We start from the raw sequence: 14327 nt of genomic DNA, 5'->3' as shown, positions 1-14327 counted from the left end.
CGAAGGTAAGGAATTAAGTGACTACTACAGAAACAGTCAATGCGGATGTGTTACTTGAAATGGAATCAGTCAATGTCATGCCATTCAGTGAACACGATAAAATCATTCTGAGATCTTATGAAGCCGTTGTTGATGGCATCGCAAGTCTTATTGGTCCGTTTTGTGAAATCGTTTTGCACTCGCTAGAGGATCTTAATACCTCTGCGATCAAGATTGCCAACGGCGAGAATACTGGGCGTCAGGTTGGTTCTCCAATCACCGATTTAGCGCTGAAGATGCTGAAAGATATTGAAGGCTCTAAGCGTAACTTCTCTCGTTCGTACTTTACACGCGCAAAAGGCGGTGTATTGATGAAGTCGATTACGGTGGCTATCCGTAATGGTGACGACCGAGTTATTGGCCTGCTTTGTATCAACGTAAACCTTGATGCTCCGTTCTCACAAGTACTGCAATCTTTCATGCCAACGCAAGATGCAGATGAAGCGGCGTCTTCAGTGAACTTTGCAAGTGACGTTGAAGAGCTGGTAGACCAAACCGTAGAGCGCACCATCGAAGAGATCAATGCTGATAAGTCGGTATCGAACAACACTAAGAACCGTCAGATCGTGATGGAGCTTTACGACAAAGGTATCTTTGATATTAAAGATGCGATTAACCGCGTTGCAGAGCGCCTAAATATCTCAAAACATACGGTTTACCTGTATATCCGTCAGCGTAAAACAGAGGATGATGAGAGTTGAGTTCAAACCTAACGTATACCCTGTTAGTTAATGGGCCAATCTATGGCTCCCAATCTGCGAAAAATGCCTACCAGTTTGCGCTTGCTTTGATAGAGAGAGGACACCAACTGAAGAGTGTCTTCTTTTATCAAGATGGGGTGAGTAATGGTTCCGCGCTGACCGTTCCAGCTAACGATGAATTTGATCTTGGTGGGGCTTGGCAAAAGCTTGCATCACAACATGAAGTTCGCTTGGAAACCTGCGTTGCAGCGGCGCTGCGTCGAGGCGTTGTCAGTGAGGATGAAGCGAATCAACATCAGCTTGAAAATCACAACTTGGCGGATGGTTTTGAGCAAGCAGGGCTAGGCAGTCTTGCTGAGGCGATGTTGACTCAAGATAGGGTAGTGCAGTTTTGAAAAAGTTAGGGTACATATTTAACAGCTTTCCTCATAGTACAGCATCGGGCAGAGAAGGCTTAGATGCACTTCTAGCGGCTTCCGCTTACACCGAGGAGATTTCGGTGTTCTTCGTCGGCAATGGCGTAACACAACTGCTAGAGCAACAGCAGCCAGGCGAGTCTTTGTCTCGCGATTACATTGCGGCATTTAAGTTGATGGAGCTTTACGATATCGAACAGGTTTACGTGTGTGAACAGAGCTTACAGCGCTTTGGACTATCGAGTGAACAACTGGTTATTGATACTCAAGTACTGGCACCAAGTGCTATGGCGCAGCAATTTACTCAATGCGACCAGATACTCACATTTTAAAGGTTTAACATGCTGCACATCATTAAGACGATCGAAAAGCTTAATCTCGCGCTTGCCTATCGCCAGCCGAGTGAACACCTACTGTTAACGGAAGATGCGGTTTACGCAGCATTGTCAAGCCATGAGCTTGCGCAGCAGCTAATGGATATCGAAGAAGTGTCTGTGCTAGAGCCAGATCTCAACAGCCGTGGTTTGCAAAACCTCGTGTCGAAATCATTAACAAAAGTGGATTATTTGGGCTTCGTTGCACTCACTGAGCAGCACCAACAATCTATCACTTGGTAACCCTTTACCACTATTATCGACCAAATAGAGCATCCTTAGCTCTAGATGGCTAAAAAAGATCTGTATATTTCTTGACACACATCCCACTGCTGAATAGAATTTTGCGTCCCTAATTGCCACGTGTAGTTAGGGATAGATTTTTCACAAAGCTTACTTTCAAGTAAATTTCAGGAGCTAGTTAATGGCAACTATTAACCAGTTGGTACGTAAGCCTCGTGCAAAGCAAGTTGTTAAAAGCAACGTGCCTGCACTAGAAGCGTGTCCACAAAAACGTGGTGTATGTACTCGTGTTTACACTACTACACCTAAAAAACCTAACTCGGCACTACGTAAAGTATGTCGTGTACGTCTAACTAACGGTTTCGAAGTAACTTCGTACATCGGTGGTGAAGGTCACAACCTTCAAGAGCACAGTGTTGTTCTAATCCGTGGCGGTCGTGTAAAAGACCTTCCGGGTGTACGTTACCACACAGTTCGCGGCGCACTAGACTGTGCTGGCGTTAACGACCGTAAGCAAGGTCGTTCTAAGTACGGTGTTAAGCGTCCAAAATCTTAATGGTATCCGTTAAGTAAGGCCAAACACTAAATTAATTTTAATTTTTGAAGAAACTGAAAAGTTTTGGATAACCTGAAGAAGACAACGGAGAAAATCCATGCCACGTCGTCGCGTCATCGGTCAGCGTAAGATCCTTCCAGATCCAAAGTTCAAATCTGAACTGCTGGCAAAATTCGTTAACATCCTAATGGTTGACGGTAAGAAATCTACTGCAGAAAAAATCGTTTACACTGCACTAGATGCAATGGCTGAGAAATCTGGTAAAGATCACTTAGCTGTATTTGAAGAAGCTCTTGAAAATGTTCGCCCAGCGGTAGAGGTTAAATCTCGCCGTGTAGGTGGTTCAACTTACCAAGTACCTGTAGAAGTACGTCCGGTTCGCCGTAACGCACTTGCTATGCGTTGGGTAGTTGAAGCTGCGCGTAAGCGTGGTGAAAAATCTATGGCTCAACGCCTAGCAGCTGAAATGCTAGACGCGTCTGAGAACAAAGGTACTGCGGTTAAGAAACGTGAAGACGTTCACCGCATGGCTGACGCAAACAAAGCGTTCGCTCATTACCGTTGGTAATACCTTTTCAGTGCTGCAAGGTTCCTTGCAGCACTTCTTTAGTTCCTATGCGTATGCTAGGAACTATTGCTATTTCTAGAGGGATGCTTTTTTAGCAACTAATCTGGATATAGCAATAGTCCCTAAGTCTCTAAGTAAAGAGGATTCAACCGTGGCTCGTAAAACTCCTATTGAGCGCTACCGTAATATCGGTATTGTTGCTCACGTAGATGCAGGTAAAACAACCACAAGTGAACGTATTCTGTTCTATACCGGTCTTTCTCACAAAATCGGCGAAGTTCACGATGGTGCAGCAACCATGGACTGGATGGAGCAAGAGCAAGAACGTGGTATCACAATCACTTCAGCAGCAACCACTACGTTTTGGCGTGGTATGGAAGCGCAATTCCCAGATCACCGTATCAACATCATCGACACCCCTGGACACGTTGACTTCACGATTGAAGTAGAACGTTCTCTACGTGTACTTGATGGTGCAGTTGTTGTGTTCTGTGGTTCATCTGGTGTTGAACCTCAATCAGAGACAGTATGGCGTCAAGCTGACAAGTACCAAGTTCCACGTATGGTTTTCGTTAACAAAATGGACCGTACAGGCGCAGACTTCCTGCGTGTAATTGATCAGATCAAGGATCGCCTAGGCGCGACACCTGTTCCAATTCAATTGAACATTGGTGCTGAAGAAAACTTCCAAGGTGTTGTCGATCTTATCAAGATGAAGGCAATCAACTGGAACGAAGCTGACCAAGGCATGACGTTCACATACGAAGACATTCCTGCAGACATGCAAGAAATGGCTGAAGAATACCGTACAGAACTTGTTGAAGCTGCAGCTGAAGCCTCTGAAGAATTGATGGACAAATACCTTGAAGAAGGTGAGCTATCAGAAGAAGAGATTAAACAAGGTCTTCGTACTCGTACCCTTAACAATGAAATCGTACTAGCAACTTGTGGTAGTGCATTCAAAAACAAAGGTGTACAAGCTGTTCTTGATGCAGTGGTTGACTTCCTTCCTTCTCCAGTTGATGTACCTGCAATCAAAGGTATCGATGAAGACGAGAATGAAGCAGAACGTCACGCAGATGACAACGAACCGTTCTCTGCACTTGCATTTAAGATCGCAACCGACCCATTCGTTGGTACTCTAACTTTCATCCGTGTTTACTCTGGTGTAGTTGAAAGCGGTAAAACGGCTTATAACTCAGTGAAGCAGCAGCGTGAGCGTTTGGGGCGTATCGTTCAGATGCACTCAAACAAGCGTGAAGAAGTAAAAGAAGTACGAGCAGGTGACATCGCCGCTATTATCGGTCTAAAAGATGTGACCACTGGTGAAACCCTATGTGACCAGAACCATAAGATTGTTCTTGAGCGTATGGAGTTCCCAGACCCAGTTATCCAGATCGTTGTAGAGCCAAGTTCACAAGCTGATCAAGATAAAATGACAATTGCTCTAGCTAAGCTAGCAGCAGAAGACCCATCGTTCCGCGTCGATATGGACGACGAAACTGGCCAGACACTGATTTCTGGTATGGGTGAACTACACTTAGATATCATCGTTGACCGTATGAAGCGTGAATTTAGCGTGAACTGCAACGTTGGTAACCCGCAAGTGGCTTACCGTGAAACAATTCGTGGTACAGCGAAAGCGGAAGGTAAATTTATCCGTGAACACGGTGGTAAAGGTCAATACGGTCATGTTTGGCTGAAACTTGAACCATCAGAAGTTGGCGAAGGCTTTGTCTTCGTGGATGAAATTGCCGATGGTACGGTACCTAAAGAGTTTATCGCTTCAGTAGCTAAAGGCGTTGAAGAGCAGATGAACAATGGTGTGCTTGCTGGCTATCCAGTTCTGGATATCAAAGCTACACTATATGATGGTTCTTACCATGAAACAGATTCAAGTGAGATGGCGTTTACAATCGCTGCCTCTATGGCTTTCAGAACAGGTGCACTTGAAGCGCAACCAGTTCTGCTTGAGCCTATGATGAAAGTTGAAGTAACTACTCCAGAAGACTGGATGGGTGACGTTGTTGGCGATATTAACCGTCGTCGCGGCATCATCGAAGGTATGGACGAGGGTACTGCTGGCCTGAAGATAATTCGTGCACAAGTTCCGTTGTCTGTCATGTTCGGTTACTCAACTGATTTACGTTCTGCGACACAAGGTCGTGCTTCTTACTCTATGGAGTTTAGTGAGTACGCTGAAGTGCCTAACAATGTTGCAAAAGCAATCATTGCAGAGCGTGGTTAAACAATAGGGCTGCATTTTTTTCATTTTTTTGAAAGATCTAATGCGTCCAAATATTGCGCTAACGAGAGTTGGCGCATAAAATAGCAATTTCTGGCGCGTCTCGACCAATAATGGTCGTGGCGAATCATAACTAGGAAGGAACACGATCGTGTCTAAAGAAAAATTTGAACGTACGAAACCGCACGTAAACGTTGGTACTATCGGCCACGTTGACCACGGTAAAACAACTCTAACTGCTGCTATCTGTACTACACTTTCTAAAGTGTACGGTGGTGAAGCGAAAGACTTCGCATCTATCGATAACGCTCCAGAAGAGCGTGAGCGCGGTATCACAATCGCAACTTCTCACGTTGAGTACGACACTCCAACTCGTCACTACGCACACGTAGACTGTCCAGGACACGCGGATTATGTTAAAAACATGATCACTGGTGCTGCACAAATGGACGGTGGTATCCTAGTTGTTGCTGCGACTGATGGCCCAATGCCTCAAACTCGTGAGCACATCCTACTTGGTCGTCAAGTTGGTATCCCTTACATCATCGTATTCATGAACAAATGTGACATGGTTGATGACGAAGAGCTACTTGAGCTAGTAGAAATGGAAGTTCGTGAACTTCTTTCTGAGTACGAATTCCCAGGTGATGACCTACCAGTAATCCAAGGTTCTGCTCTTGGCGCACTAAACGGCGAGAAGGAATGGGAAGACAAGATCGTTGAGCTAGCTGAAGCTCTAGATACTTACATCCCAGAGCCAGAGCGTGCAGTAGACCAACCGTTCCTACTACCAATCGAAGACGTATTCTCGATCCAAGGTCGTGGTACAGTTGTAACTGGTCGTATCGAGCGCGGTATCCTAACTGTAGGTGACGAAGTAGAAATCGTTGGTATCAAAGAAACAACAGTAACTACATGTACTGGTGTTGAAATGTTCCGTAAGCTTCTAGACGAAGGTCGTGCTGGTGAGAACGTTGGTGCACTTCTACGTGGTACTAAGCGTGACGAAGTTGAGCGTGGTCAAGTACTAGCTGCTCCTAAGTCAATCAACCCACACACTAAGTTTGAGTCTGAAGTATACGTACTTTCTAAAGACGAAGGCGGCCGTCACACTCCTTTCTTCAAAGGTTACCGTCCACAGTTCTACTTCCGTACAACTGACGTAACAGGCGACATCACTCTACCAGAAGGCGTAGAAATGGTAATGCCAGGTGACAACGTTCAAATGACTGTTGAGCTAATCGCTCCAATCGCAATGGACGAAGGCCTACGTTTCGCTATCCGTGAAGGTGGCCGTACTGTAGGTGCTGGTGTTGTAGCTAAAATCTTCGCTTAATAACGAATGATTTTGCTCTCTCTTCATTAGAAGAGGCGCATCATAAAAAGGGAGGCTTCGGCTTCCCTTTTTTATTTTCAGTAAAATACGAGTGGTTATAAGAAAACTTTGAAATACGCACTTAACGTATACCTCTATAATATCCAGTAATACAATTACTTAGCACAGTGTAGTCTCAACGCTGTTTCGCTAAGTGTTCCCACCTATGAAAAGCACGATTTTTCTATAACAAAACGGTCTAACAGTAGTAAAAGATAAGACTGGTAATAAGAATGATTCCTCTTTATATTTAATCTCAAGTTATAAGTTTAGGTTTGAATATGTACGTCTGTTTATGCCATGGAGTATCGGATAAGAAAATCCGAAAACTCGTTGTCGAAGAAGGCATTACCGATATAAAAGGAATTAAGAAATGTACGGCACTCGGCAGTCAATGCGGAAAATGTGTACGTTCAGCAAAAGAAATCATCAACGAAAGCGCCGCCACACTGTTTAAGCAAGCTGGTTAGTTACTTAAAACTCAACCAAGCTTTTTGACACTTCTCGATTTGGTTCTACAGTTAGAAGAACCGAAGAGGAGAGTGTGCTCATGAAAGGCGATCCAATCATAATTCAACATCTCAATAAAATTCTTGGTAACGAGCTCGTTGCCATTAACCAATATTTTCTTCATGCGCGAATGTACAAAGACTGGGGTCTGAAGCATTTGGCTGATAAGGAATATCATGAATCTATTGATGAGATGAAACATGCCGACCACCTGATAGAACGAATCTTGTTTCTCGAAGGGCTACCTAATCTGCAAGATCTTGGCAAACTCAAAATAGGTGAAGATACGCAAGAGATGCTAGAGTGCGATCTCGCGTTGGAGATGGAAGCCATTCCTGACCTGAAAAATGCTATCGCGTATGCTGAAGATATTCATGATTATGTATCACGCGATCTGTTTCTCGAAATCTTGGAAGATGAAGAAGAACACGTTGACTGGCTAGAAACTCAACTTGGTCTTGTGAAGATGACGGGGATTCAAAATTACCTACAAGCGCAGTATGTTGATGAAGACGACGATGGTTAAAAGCAAGTGGTCAAAGTCGAAAAGGTAGTGACTAAAAGCAGAGAGCCTCGGCCTCTGCTTTTTGCGTTTCATGGCGAATCAGGAGTACAGCTGAAGTTTTCGCGATTAATTTTCAAACACCACTTGCATACCAAAGTGTGATCTGTATAATGCACCGCACTGGCTTAAGCTGGTTGTGAACCAATGAGCACTGAGGAGTAGGCTTTGCCTAGTAATGTATACTCAGCTTATGTTCGCGGTTAATAAAAATAGTAAGTTTATCTTACTTCAAAAGTTAACTGACAATGTGTCCTAATTTTGGATACTACGGTTTCACATAAATCAATCGGCATTCTCTCGTCTTTTCGAGTTTGAGTGGCGATATTGTTTGTGTAATTTTTAATAATTGGAGCTCTGTCTCATGCAGAACCAACGTATTCGTATCCGCCTAAAAGCTTTCGATTACAAGCTAATCGACGCTTCTACTGCGGAAATCGTTGAAACAGCAAAACGTACTGGCGCACAGGTTCGTGGTCCTATCCCACTACCTACTCGTAAAGAGCGTTTCACTGTTCTTATTTCTCCACACGTCAACAAAGATGCACGTGACCAGTACGAAATCCGTACTCACAAGCGTTTGATCGACATCGTTGAGCCAACAGATAAAACTGTTGATGCTCTAATGCGTCTTGATCTTGCTGCTGGCGTTGATGTTCAAATCAGCCTAGGTTAAGGGAGATAAGAATAATGATTGGTCTAGTCGGACGTAAAGTGGGTATGACCCGCGTATTTACTGAAGAAGGCGTTTCTATCCCAGTAACTGTTGTTGAGGTTGAAGCGAACCGTATTTCTCAAGTTAAAACTCTAGAGAACGACGGCTACGCAGCAATCCAAGTAACTACTGGTGCTAAGAAAGCTAACCGTGTAACTAAGCCTGAAGCTGGTCACTTCGCGAAAGCGGGTGTTGAAGCAGGCCGCGGTCTTTGGGAATTCCGTTTAGAAAACGGCGAAGAGTTTGAAGTTGGCGCTGAGCTAAACGTAGAACTTTTCAACGAAATTAAAAAAGTAGACGTTACTGGTACATCTAAAGGTAAAGGCTTCCAAGGCGCAGTTAAGCGTTGGAACTTCTCTACTCAAGATATGACTCACGGTAACTCTTTGTCTCACCGTGCACCGGGTTCAATTGGCCAATGTCAAACTCCAGGTCGCGTGTTTAAAGGCAAGAAAATGGCAGGTCACATGGGTGCTGAGCGTGTAACGACTCAAAACCTAGAGATCGTACGTGTTGACGCTGAGCGCAATCTGCTTCTTATTAAAGGTGCAGTACCAGGCTCAACAGGCGGCAACGTGATCGTAAAACCTGCTGTTAAAGCATAACGTCTAGGAGTAAGTAATGGAATTGATGGTTAAAGGTGCTGATGCACTAACTGTTTCCGAGACTACTTTCGGACGTGACTTCAACGAAGCTCTTGTACACCAAGTAGTTGTTGCATACGCAGCAGGTGCTCGTCAAGGTACTCGTGCTCAAAAGACTCGTTCTGAAGTATCTGGCGGTGGCGCTAAGCCATGGCGTCAAAAAGGTACTGGCCGCGCACGTGCTGGTACAATTCGTAGCCCAATCTGGCGTACAGGTGGTGTTACTTTTGCTGCGAAACCTCAAGATCACAGCCAAAAAGTAAACAAGAAAATGTACCGTGGTGCTATGAAGAGCATTCTTTCTGAGCTTGTTCGTCAAGAGCGTCTAATCGTTGTTGATAACTTCTCAGTAGAAGCACCAAAAACAAAAGAACTTGTAGCTAAGCTTAAAGAGCTTGAGCTAAGCGACGTTCTGATTGTTACTGGCGAAGTAGATGAAAATCTATTCTTAGCTGCTCGTAACCTTTACAAAGTTGACGCGCGTGACGTTGCTGGTATTGACCCAGTATCTCTAATTGCGTTTGACAAGGTTCTAATGACTGCTGACGCAGTTAAGCAAGTTGAGGAGTCGCTAGCATGATCACTGAAGAGCGTATCTTAAAAGTTCTACGTGCTCCGCACATCTCTGAAAAAGCAACTATGGCAGCTGAGAAAGCGAACACTATCGTTTTCAAAGTAGCTAAAGATGCGACTAAAAAAGAGATCAAAGCAGCTGTAGAAAAGCTATTTGAAGTTGAAGTTAAGTCTGTAAATACTCTTGTTCTTAAGGGTAAGACCAAACGTCAAGGTATGCGTGAAGGCCGTCGTTCAGACGTTAAGAAAGCCTACGTTACTTTGAAAGAAGGTCAAGATCTTGACTTCGTTGGCGGCGCGGAATAACAGGAGTAGTTAAAAATGGCTATTGTTAAATGTAAGCCGACTTCCCCTGGTCGTCGTCACGTCGTTAAAGTTGTTAACGCTGACCTACACAAGGGTAAGCCATACGCACCACTTCTAGAGAAAAACTCTAAGAACGGTGGTCGTAACAACAACGGTCGTATCACAGTACGTCACATCGGCGGTGGTCACAAGCACCACTACCGTGTAATTGACTTCAAACGTACTAAAGACGGTATCCCAGCGAAAGTTGAGCGTCTAGAATACGATCCAAACCGTAGCGCTAACATCGCTCTAGTTCTGTACGCAGACGGTGAGCGTCGTTACATCATTGCACCAAAAGGTGTTAACGCAGGTGACCAGATCCAATCTGGTGTAGATGCGCCAATCAAAGCAGGTAACACTCTGCCGATGCGCAACATCCCAGTAGGTTCTACTGTACACTGTGTTGAACTTAAGCCTGGTAAAGGTGCTCAACTAGCTCGTTCGGCTGGTGCTTATGCTCAAATCGTTGCTCGCGACGGTGCATACGTAACTATCCGTCTACGTTCTGGTGAAATGCGCAAAGTACTTTCTGAAGGTCGTGCAACGATCGGTGAAGTTGGTAACTCTGAGCATATGCTACGTGAACTTGGTAAAGCTGGTGCTTCACGCTGGCGCGGCGTACGTCCAACCGTACGTGGTGTAGTAATGAACCCGGTTGATCACCCACACGGTGGTGGTGAAGGCCGCACATCTGGTGGTCGTCACCCAGTTTCTCCTTGGGGCGTTCCTACTAAGGGCTTCAAGACTCGTAAGAACAAGCGCACTGACAAGTACATCGTACGTCGTCGTAACAAGTAATCTATATAAAGAGGAATCGCCATGCCACGTTCTCTCAAGAAAGGTCCTTTTATTGACCTACACTTGCTGAAGAAGGTAGAGAAAGCGGTGGAAAGCGGAGACAAAAAGCCTATTAAGACTTGGTCCCGTCGCTCAATGATCATCCCAACAATGATTGGTTTGACCATCGCTGTCCATAATGGTCGTCAGCACGTTCCAGTTTTCGTTACCGAAGAAATGATCGGTCACAAACTGGGTGAATTTGCACCAACTCGTACTTATCGCGGTCACGCTGCAGATAAGAAAGCTAAGAAGAAGTAAGGAGTAGATGATGGAAGCTTTAGCTAAACATAACTTTGCTCGTATTTCTCCACAGAAAGCTCGCTTAGTTGCAGACCAAATTCGCGGTAAGTCGGTAGACCAAGCTCTAGAAATTCTAACTTTCAGCAACAAAAAAGCTGCTGTTCTAGTTAAGAAAGTTCTAGAGTCAGCTATCGCAAACGCGGAGCATAACGAAGGTGCAGATATCGACGATCTAAATGTCGCTAAAATCTTCGTAGATGAGGGCCCTATCATGAAGCGTATTATGCCTCGTGCTAAAGGCCGTGCGGATCGTATCTTGAAGCGTTCAAGCCACATCACTGTTGTTGTAGCAGATCGCTAGAGACTAGGAGAGTAAGCAATGGGTCAGAAAGTACATCCTAATGGTATTCGTCTTGGCATCGTTAAGCCTTGGAATGCTACATGGTTTGCTAACACCAAAGATTTCGCTGACAACCTAGACGGCGACTTCAAGGTACGTCAGTTCCTTACTAAGGAACTACAAAAAGCATCACTATCTCGTATCGTTATCGAGCGTCCAGCTAAGAGCATCCGTGTGACAATTCACACTGCTCGTCCTGGCGTTGTTATCGGTAAGAAAGGTGAAGACGTTGAGAAGCTACGCGCAGCTGTAGCTAAAATCGCAGGTGTACCAGCGCAGATTAACATCGCTGAAGTACGTAAGCCTGAGCTAGATGGTCAGCTAGTAGCTGATAGCATCGCGTCTCAACTAGAGCGTCGTGTTATGTTCCGTCGTGCTATGAAGCGCGCAGTACAAAACGCAATGCGTCTAGGCGCTAAAGGTATCAAAGTGGAAGTAAGCGGTCGTCTAGGCGGCGCTGAAATCGCACGTTCTGAGTGGTACCGTGAAGGCCGTGTGCCTCTACACACTCTACGTGCAGACATTGATTACGCAACTTCTTCGGCTCACACTCAATACGGTGTGATCGGCATTAAAGTTTGGATCTTCAAAGGTGAGATTCTAGGCGGTATGCCAGCTGCTAACGCAGTAGAGCCTAAAGGCGATAAGCCTAAGAAGCAGCGTAAAGGCCGTAAGTAAGGAGTCGAACGATGCTACAACCAAAACGTACTAAGTTCCGCAAGGTTCAGACTGGTCGTAACCGTGGTCTAGCTAAAGGCACTGAAGTAAGCTTCGGCGAATTCGGTCTTAAAGCTGTTGGTCGCGGACGTATTACTGCTCGTCAAATCGAAGCGGCTCGTCGTGCTATGACACGTCACATTAAGCGTCAAGGTCAAATCTGGATTCGTATCTTCCCAGACAAACCGATTACTGAAAAACCTCTTGAAGTTCGTCAAGGTAAAGGTAAAGGTAACGTTGAGTACTGGGTAGCACAAATCCAACCTGGTAAGGTTATGTACGAAATGAATGGCGTACCAGAAGAGTTGGCACGTGAAGCGTTCCGCCTAGCGGCACGTAAACTGCCTGTTAAAACTACTTTTGTAACTAAGCAGGTGATGTAATGAAAGCACAAGATCTACGCGAAAAGAACGTTGAAGAGCTTAACGCTGAGCTATTGAATTTGCTACGCGAACAGTTCAACCTGCGCATGCAGGCTGCTACTGGTCAGCTTCAGCAAACTCATACTCTAAAAGCTGTACGCCGTGATATCGCACGTGTGAAAACTGTTTTGACTGAAAAGGCAGGCGCATAATGAGCGAAACTAACCGCATCCAGCAAGGTCGTGTAATTAGTGACAAGATGGACAAGTCTATCGTTGTTGCTATCGAACGTACTGTAAAACACCCAATTTACGGTAAATACGTTAAGCGCACGACTAAAGTACACGCACACGACGAAGACAACACTTGTGGCCTAGGCGACAAAGTTGAAATCGCTGAGTGTCGTCCTCTGTCTAAGACTAAGTCTTGGACATTGGTTAAAGTTCTAGAAAAAGCGAAGATTTAATCTTTGTAATTCTATAACTTATAAGCGGCTCCAAAATATTTTTTGGGGCCGCTTGTTTTTTGTCTACCCAATTCCAAAAAAGGGTGGTACAATTCGCGTCCCTTTTAAAGAGGCAGCCCGACCCGAGAGGGTCTAGTTTTAATATTTAGCGGAGCACTAACAATGATCCAGATGCAAAGTACACTTGACGCAGCAGATAACTCTGGCGCGCGCAAGGTAATGTGTATTAAGGTTCTGGGTGGCTCTCACCGTCGTTATGCACATATCGGTGACATCATCAAAGTTACAGTTAAGGAAGCAATTCCTCGCGGTAAAGTAAAAAAAGGTGATGTTCTGAAGGCGGTTGTAGTGCGCACCCGTAAAGGCGTTCGTCGCCCAGACGGTTCTGTCATTCGCTTCGACAGTAATGCTTGTGTATTGTTAAACGACACTACTGAGCAACCAGTCGGCACACGTATCTTTGGTCCTGTGACTCGTGAACTTCGTAACGCGAAATTCATGAAAATTGTGTCACTAGCACCTGAAGTTCTGTAAGGAGCGGCAACATGGCAGCTAAAATCCGTCGTAATGACGAAGTAATCATTCTTGCTGGTAAAGATAAAGGCAAGAAAGGTAAAGTAACTAAGGTTCTGACAACTGGTAAAGTTATCGTTGAAGGTATCAACCTTGTGAAGAAGCACCAAAAGCCTCAACCGGCTCTAGGTCAGCAAGGTGGCATCGTTGAACAAGAAGCAGCAATCGATGCTTCTAACGTTGCAATCTTTAACGCGGCTACTGGTAAAGCAGACCGCATCGGTTTCCGTATCGAAGATGGTAAGAAAGTTCGTTTCTTTAAGTCTAACGGCGAAACTGTTTCTAACTAATTAGAAGTAATTTGGAGTTCTACTATGGCGAAACTGCATGATTACTACAAGTCGTCTGTAGTCGCTGAGCTTACCAAAGAGTTCGGCTACACAAGCGTCATGCAAGTCCCTAGGATTGAGAAAATCACCCTAAACATGGGCGTTGGTGAAGCAATCAACGATAAGAAACTGCTAGAAAACGCAGCAGCTGATATGGCAACGATCTCTGGTCAAAAGCCACTTATCACTAAAGCGCGTAAATCTGTTGCAGGTTTCAAAATTCGTGAAGGCTACCCAATTGGTTGTAAAGTAACCTTACGTGGCGAACGTATGTGGGAGTTCCTAGAGCGTCTTATCTCTATCGCTCTTCCACGTGTACGTGATTTCCGTGGTGTTAGCGCTAAGTCTTTTGACGGTCGCGGTAACTACAGCATGGGCGTTCGCGAGCAAATCATCTTCCCGGAAATCGACTACGATAAAGTCGATCGTGTACGCGGTCTTGATATTACTATCACGACGTCTGCTGGCACTGATTCGGAAGGCCGTGCTCTGCTGGCTGCCTTTAACTTCCCATTCCGTAAGTAAGGTGAA

General features: G+C 45.0%; 24 protein-coding genes. All 24 read left to right on the top strand.

Translation table 11 applies throughout. The annotated features are described in order from the left end of the window. Positions 1–17: 17 nt before the first annotated feature. The 24 genes from FIV04_RS13495 (at position 18) to rplE (ending at position 14321) form a co-directional block, all read left to right on the top strand. Entirely contained in the window at positions 18–740 is a 723-nt protein-coding gene (locus FIV04_RS13495; protein WP_032550043.1) for a transcriptional regulator, read from the top strand. Beyond that, entirely contained in the window at positions 737–1135 is a 399-nt protein-coding gene (tusD, locus tag FIV04_RS13490) for a sulfurtransferase complex subunit TusD (protein WP_152469369.1), read from the top strand. Before FIV04_RS13495 ends, tusD begins: the two co-directional genes overlap by 4 nt. After that, positions 1132–1488, top strand: coding sequence for a sulfurtransferase complex subunit TusC (tusC, locus tag FIV04_RS13485; protein WP_152469368.1), 357 nt, complete (start codon positions 1132–1134; stop codon positions 1486–1488). The genes tusD and tusC overlap by 4 nt, the downstream gene beginning before the upstream one ends. 9 nt (positions 1489–1497) lie before the next feature. Further along, a complete protein-coding gene (gene tusB / locus FIV04_RS13480; RefSeq protein WP_152469367.1) occupies positions 1498–1773 on the top strand; it encodes a sulfurtransferase complex subunit TusB in 276 nt (91 codons plus the stop codon). A gap of 181 nt (positions 1774–1954) precedes the next feature. Then, the gene (gene rpsL, locus FIV04_RS13475; protein ID WP_004399892.1) at positions 1955–2329 is read left to right on the top strand and encodes a 30S ribosomal protein S12; all 375 of its coding nucleotides are present in this window, start codon (positions 1955–1957) and stop codon (positions 2327–2329) included. A gap of 97 nt (positions 2330–2426) precedes the next feature. After that, on the top strand, positions 2427–2897 hold the full coding sequence (rpsG, locus tag FIV04_RS13470; RefSeq protein ID WP_004737195.1) for a 30S ribosomal protein S7: 471 nt from the start codon (positions 2427–2429) through the stop codon (positions 2895–2897). A 151-nt stretch (positions 2898–3048) separates the two neighbouring features. After that, the gene (fusA, locus tag FIV04_RS13465; RefSeq protein ID WP_032550048.1) at positions 3049–5145 is read left to right on the top strand and encodes an elongation factor G; all 2097 of its coding nucleotides are present in this window, start codon (positions 3049–3051) and stop codon (positions 5143–5145) included. Positions 5146–5293: 148 nt separating this feature from the next. After that, positions 5294–6478, top strand: a complete 1185-nt coding sequence (gene tuf, locus FIV04_RS13460) for an elongation factor Tu (RefSeq protein WP_150869364.1) — start codon at positions 5294–5296, stop codon at positions 6476–6478. A gap of 320 nt (positions 6479–6798) precedes the next feature. Further along, entirely contained in the window at positions 6799–6987 is a 189-nt protein-coding gene (locus tag FIV04_RS13455; protein ID WP_032553336.1) for a (2Fe-2S)-binding protein, read from the top strand. Between the two features lie 80 nt (positions 6988–7067). Next, positions 7068–7553 (top strand): bacterioferritin, encoded by a 486-nt coding sequence (bfr, locus tag FIV04_RS13450; protein ID WP_032553335.1) that lies wholly within the window; start codon positions 7068–7070, stop codon positions 7551–7553. Positions 7554–7953: 400 nt separating this feature from the next. Continuing rightward, on the top strand, positions 7954–8265 hold the full coding sequence (gene rpsJ / locus FIV04_RS13445) for a 30S ribosomal protein S10 (RefSeq protein WP_001181007.1): 312 nt from the start codon (positions 7954–7956) through the stop codon (positions 8263–8265). Positions 8266–8279: 14 nt separating this feature from the next. Next, positions 8280–8909, top strand: a complete 630-nt coding sequence (gene rplC / locus FIV04_RS13440; protein ID WP_004738804.1) for a 50S ribosomal protein L3 — start codon at positions 8280–8282, stop codon at positions 8907–8909. Positions 8910–8925: 16 nt separating this feature from the next. Continuing rightward, complete coding sequence (gene rplD / locus FIV04_RS13435; protein ID WP_032553334.1) at positions 8926–9528, top strand: 50S ribosomal protein L4; 603 nt, start codon at positions 8926–8928, stop codon at positions 9526–9528. After that, positions 9525–9827 (top strand): 50S ribosomal protein L23, encoded by a 303-nt coding sequence (gene rplW / locus FIV04_RS13430; RefSeq protein WP_004736765.1) that lies wholly within the window; start codon positions 9525–9527, stop codon positions 9825–9827. The genes rplD and rplW overlap by 4 nt, the downstream gene beginning before the upstream one ends. 15 nt (positions 9828–9842) lie before the next feature. Then, entirely contained in the window at positions 9843–10667 is an 825-nt protein-coding gene (gene rplB, locus FIV04_RS13425) for a 50S ribosomal protein L2 (RefSeq protein WP_032553333.1), read from the top strand. Between the two features lie 21 nt (positions 10668–10688). Further along, positions 10689–10967 carry a 30S ribosomal protein S19 gene (gene rpsS, locus FIV04_RS13420; RefSeq protein ID WP_004736729.1) on the top strand — a complete coding sequence of 93 codons (279 nt, stop codon included), beginning with the start codon at positions 10689–10691 and terminating at the stop codon, positions 10965–10967. A gap of 10 nt (positions 10968–10977) precedes the next feature. Further along, on the top strand, positions 10978–11310 hold the full coding sequence (gene rplV / locus FIV04_RS13415; protein ID WP_032553332.1) for a 50S ribosomal protein L22: 333 nt from the start codon (positions 10978–10980) through the stop codon (positions 11308–11310). 18 nt (positions 11311–11328) lie between these two features. Then, a complete protein-coding gene (gene rpsC, locus FIV04_RS13410) occupies positions 11329–12027 on the top strand; it encodes a 30S ribosomal protein S3 (RefSeq protein WP_004738797.1) in 699 nt (232 codons plus the stop codon). A gap of 11 nt (positions 12028–12038) precedes the next feature. Beyond that, positions 12039–12449, top strand: a complete 411-nt coding sequence (gene rplP / locus FIV04_RS13405; RefSeq protein WP_004398466.1) for a 50S ribosomal protein L16 — start codon at positions 12039–12041, stop codon at positions 12447–12449. Continuing rightward, positions 12449–12640, top strand: coding sequence for a 50S ribosomal protein L29 (gene rpmC / locus FIV04_RS13400; RefSeq protein WP_004736737.1), 192 nt, complete (start codon positions 12449–12451; stop codon positions 12638–12640). Before rplP ends, rpmC begins: the two co-directional genes overlap by 1 nt. After that, on the top strand, positions 12640–12894 hold the full coding sequence (rpsQ, locus tag FIV04_RS13395) for a 30S ribosomal protein S17 (RefSeq protein WP_032553331.1): 255 nt from the start codon (positions 12640–12642) through the stop codon (positions 12892–12894). The genes rpmC and rpsQ overlap by 1 nt, the downstream gene beginning before the upstream one ends. 162 nt (positions 12895–13056) lie before the next feature. Continuing rightward, the gene (gene rplN / locus FIV04_RS13390) at positions 13057–13428 is read left to right on the top strand and encodes a 50S ribosomal protein L14 (RefSeq protein ID WP_004738793.1); all 372 of its coding nucleotides are present in this window, start codon (positions 13057–13059) and stop codon (positions 13426–13428) included. 11 nt (positions 13429–13439) lie between these two features. Further along, positions 13440–13757, top strand: coding sequence for a 50S ribosomal protein L24 (gene rplX, locus FIV04_RS13385; RefSeq protein WP_032553330.1), 318 nt, complete (start codon positions 13440–13442; stop codon positions 13755–13757). A 24-nt stretch (positions 13758–13781) separates the two neighbouring features. Then, positions 13782–14321 (top strand): 50S ribosomal protein L5, encoded by a 540-nt coding sequence (gene rplE / locus FIV04_RS13380; protein ID WP_032553329.1) that lies wholly within the window; start codon positions 13782–13784, stop codon positions 14319–14321. Positions 14322–14327: the final 6 nt, after the last annotated feature.

The organism is Vibrio sp. THAF190c (assembly GCF_009363355.1).
Lineage (GTDB): Bacteria > Pseudomonadota > Gammaproteobacteria > Enterobacterales > Vibrionaceae > Vibrio > Vibrio fortis_A.
This window is presented reverse-complemented; position numbering and strand designations above follow the sequence as displayed.

Coding starts and splice junctions, on each gene's coding strand:
- tusB (WP_152469367.1), top strand. CDS start 1,498: ATGCTGCACATCATTAAGACGATCGAAAAGCTTAATCTCGCGCTTGCC.
- rpsL (WP_004399892.1), top strand. CDS start 1,955: ATGGCAACTATTAACCAGTTGGTACGTAAGCCTCGTGCAAAGCAAGTT.
- rpsG (WP_004737195.1), top strand. CDS start 2,427: ATGCCACGTCGTCGCGTCATCGGTCAGCGTAAGATCCTTCCAGATCCA.
- FIV04_RS13455 (WP_032553336.1), top strand. CDS start 6,799: ATGTACGTCTGTTTATGCCATGGAGTATCGGATAAGAAAATCCGAAAA.
- bfr (WP_032553335.1), top strand. CDS start 7,068: ATGAAAGGCGATCCAATCATAATTCAACATCTCAATAAAATTCTTGGT.
- rpsJ (WP_001181007.1), top strand. CDS start 7,954: ATGCAGAACCAACGTATTCGTATCCGCCTAAAAGCTTTCGATTACAAG.
- rplC (WP_004738804.1), top strand. CDS start 8,280: ATGATTGGTCTAGTCGGACGTAAAGTGGGTATGACCCGCGTATTTACT.
- rplD (WP_032553334.1), top strand. CDS start 8,926: ATGGAATTGATGGTTAAAGGTGCTGATGCACTAACTGTTTCCGAGACT.
- rplW (WP_004736765.1), top strand. CDS start 9,525: ATGATCACTGAAGAGCGTATCTTAAAAGTTCTACGTGCTCCGCACATC.
- rplB (WP_032553333.1), top strand. CDS start 9,843: ATGGCTATTGTTAAATGTAAGCCGACTTCCCCTGGTCGTCGTCACGTC.
- rpsS (WP_004736729.1), top strand. CDS start 10,689: ATGCCACGTTCTCTCAAGAAAGGTCCTTTTATTGACCTACACTTGCTG.
- rplV (WP_032553332.1), top strand. CDS start 10,978: ATGGAAGCTTTAGCTAAACATAACTTTGCTCGTATTTCTCCACAGAAA.
- rpsC (WP_004738797.1), top strand. CDS start 11,329: ATGGGTCAGAAAGTACATCCTAATGGTATTCGTCTTGGCATCGTTAAG.
- rplP (WP_004398466.1), top strand. CDS start 12,039: ATGCTACAACCAAAACGTACTAAGTTCCGCAAGGTTCAGACTGGTCGT.
- rpmC (WP_004736737.1), top strand. CDS start 12,449: ATGAAAGCACAAGATCTACGCGAAAAGAACGTTGAAGAGCTTAACGCT.
- rpsQ (WP_032553331.1), top strand. CDS start 12,640: ATGAGCGAAACTAACCGCATCCAGCAAGGTCGTGTAATTAGTGACAAG.
- rplN (WP_004738793.1), top strand. CDS start 13,057: ATGATCCAGATGCAAAGTACACTTGACGCAGCAGATAACTCTGGCGCG.
- rplX (WP_032553330.1), top strand. CDS start 13,440: ATGGCAGCTAAAATCCGTCGTAATGACGAAGTAATCATTCTTGCTGGT.
- rplE (WP_032553329.1), top strand. CDS start 13,782: ATGGCGAAACTGCATGATTACTACAAGTCGTCTGTAGTCGCTGAGCTT.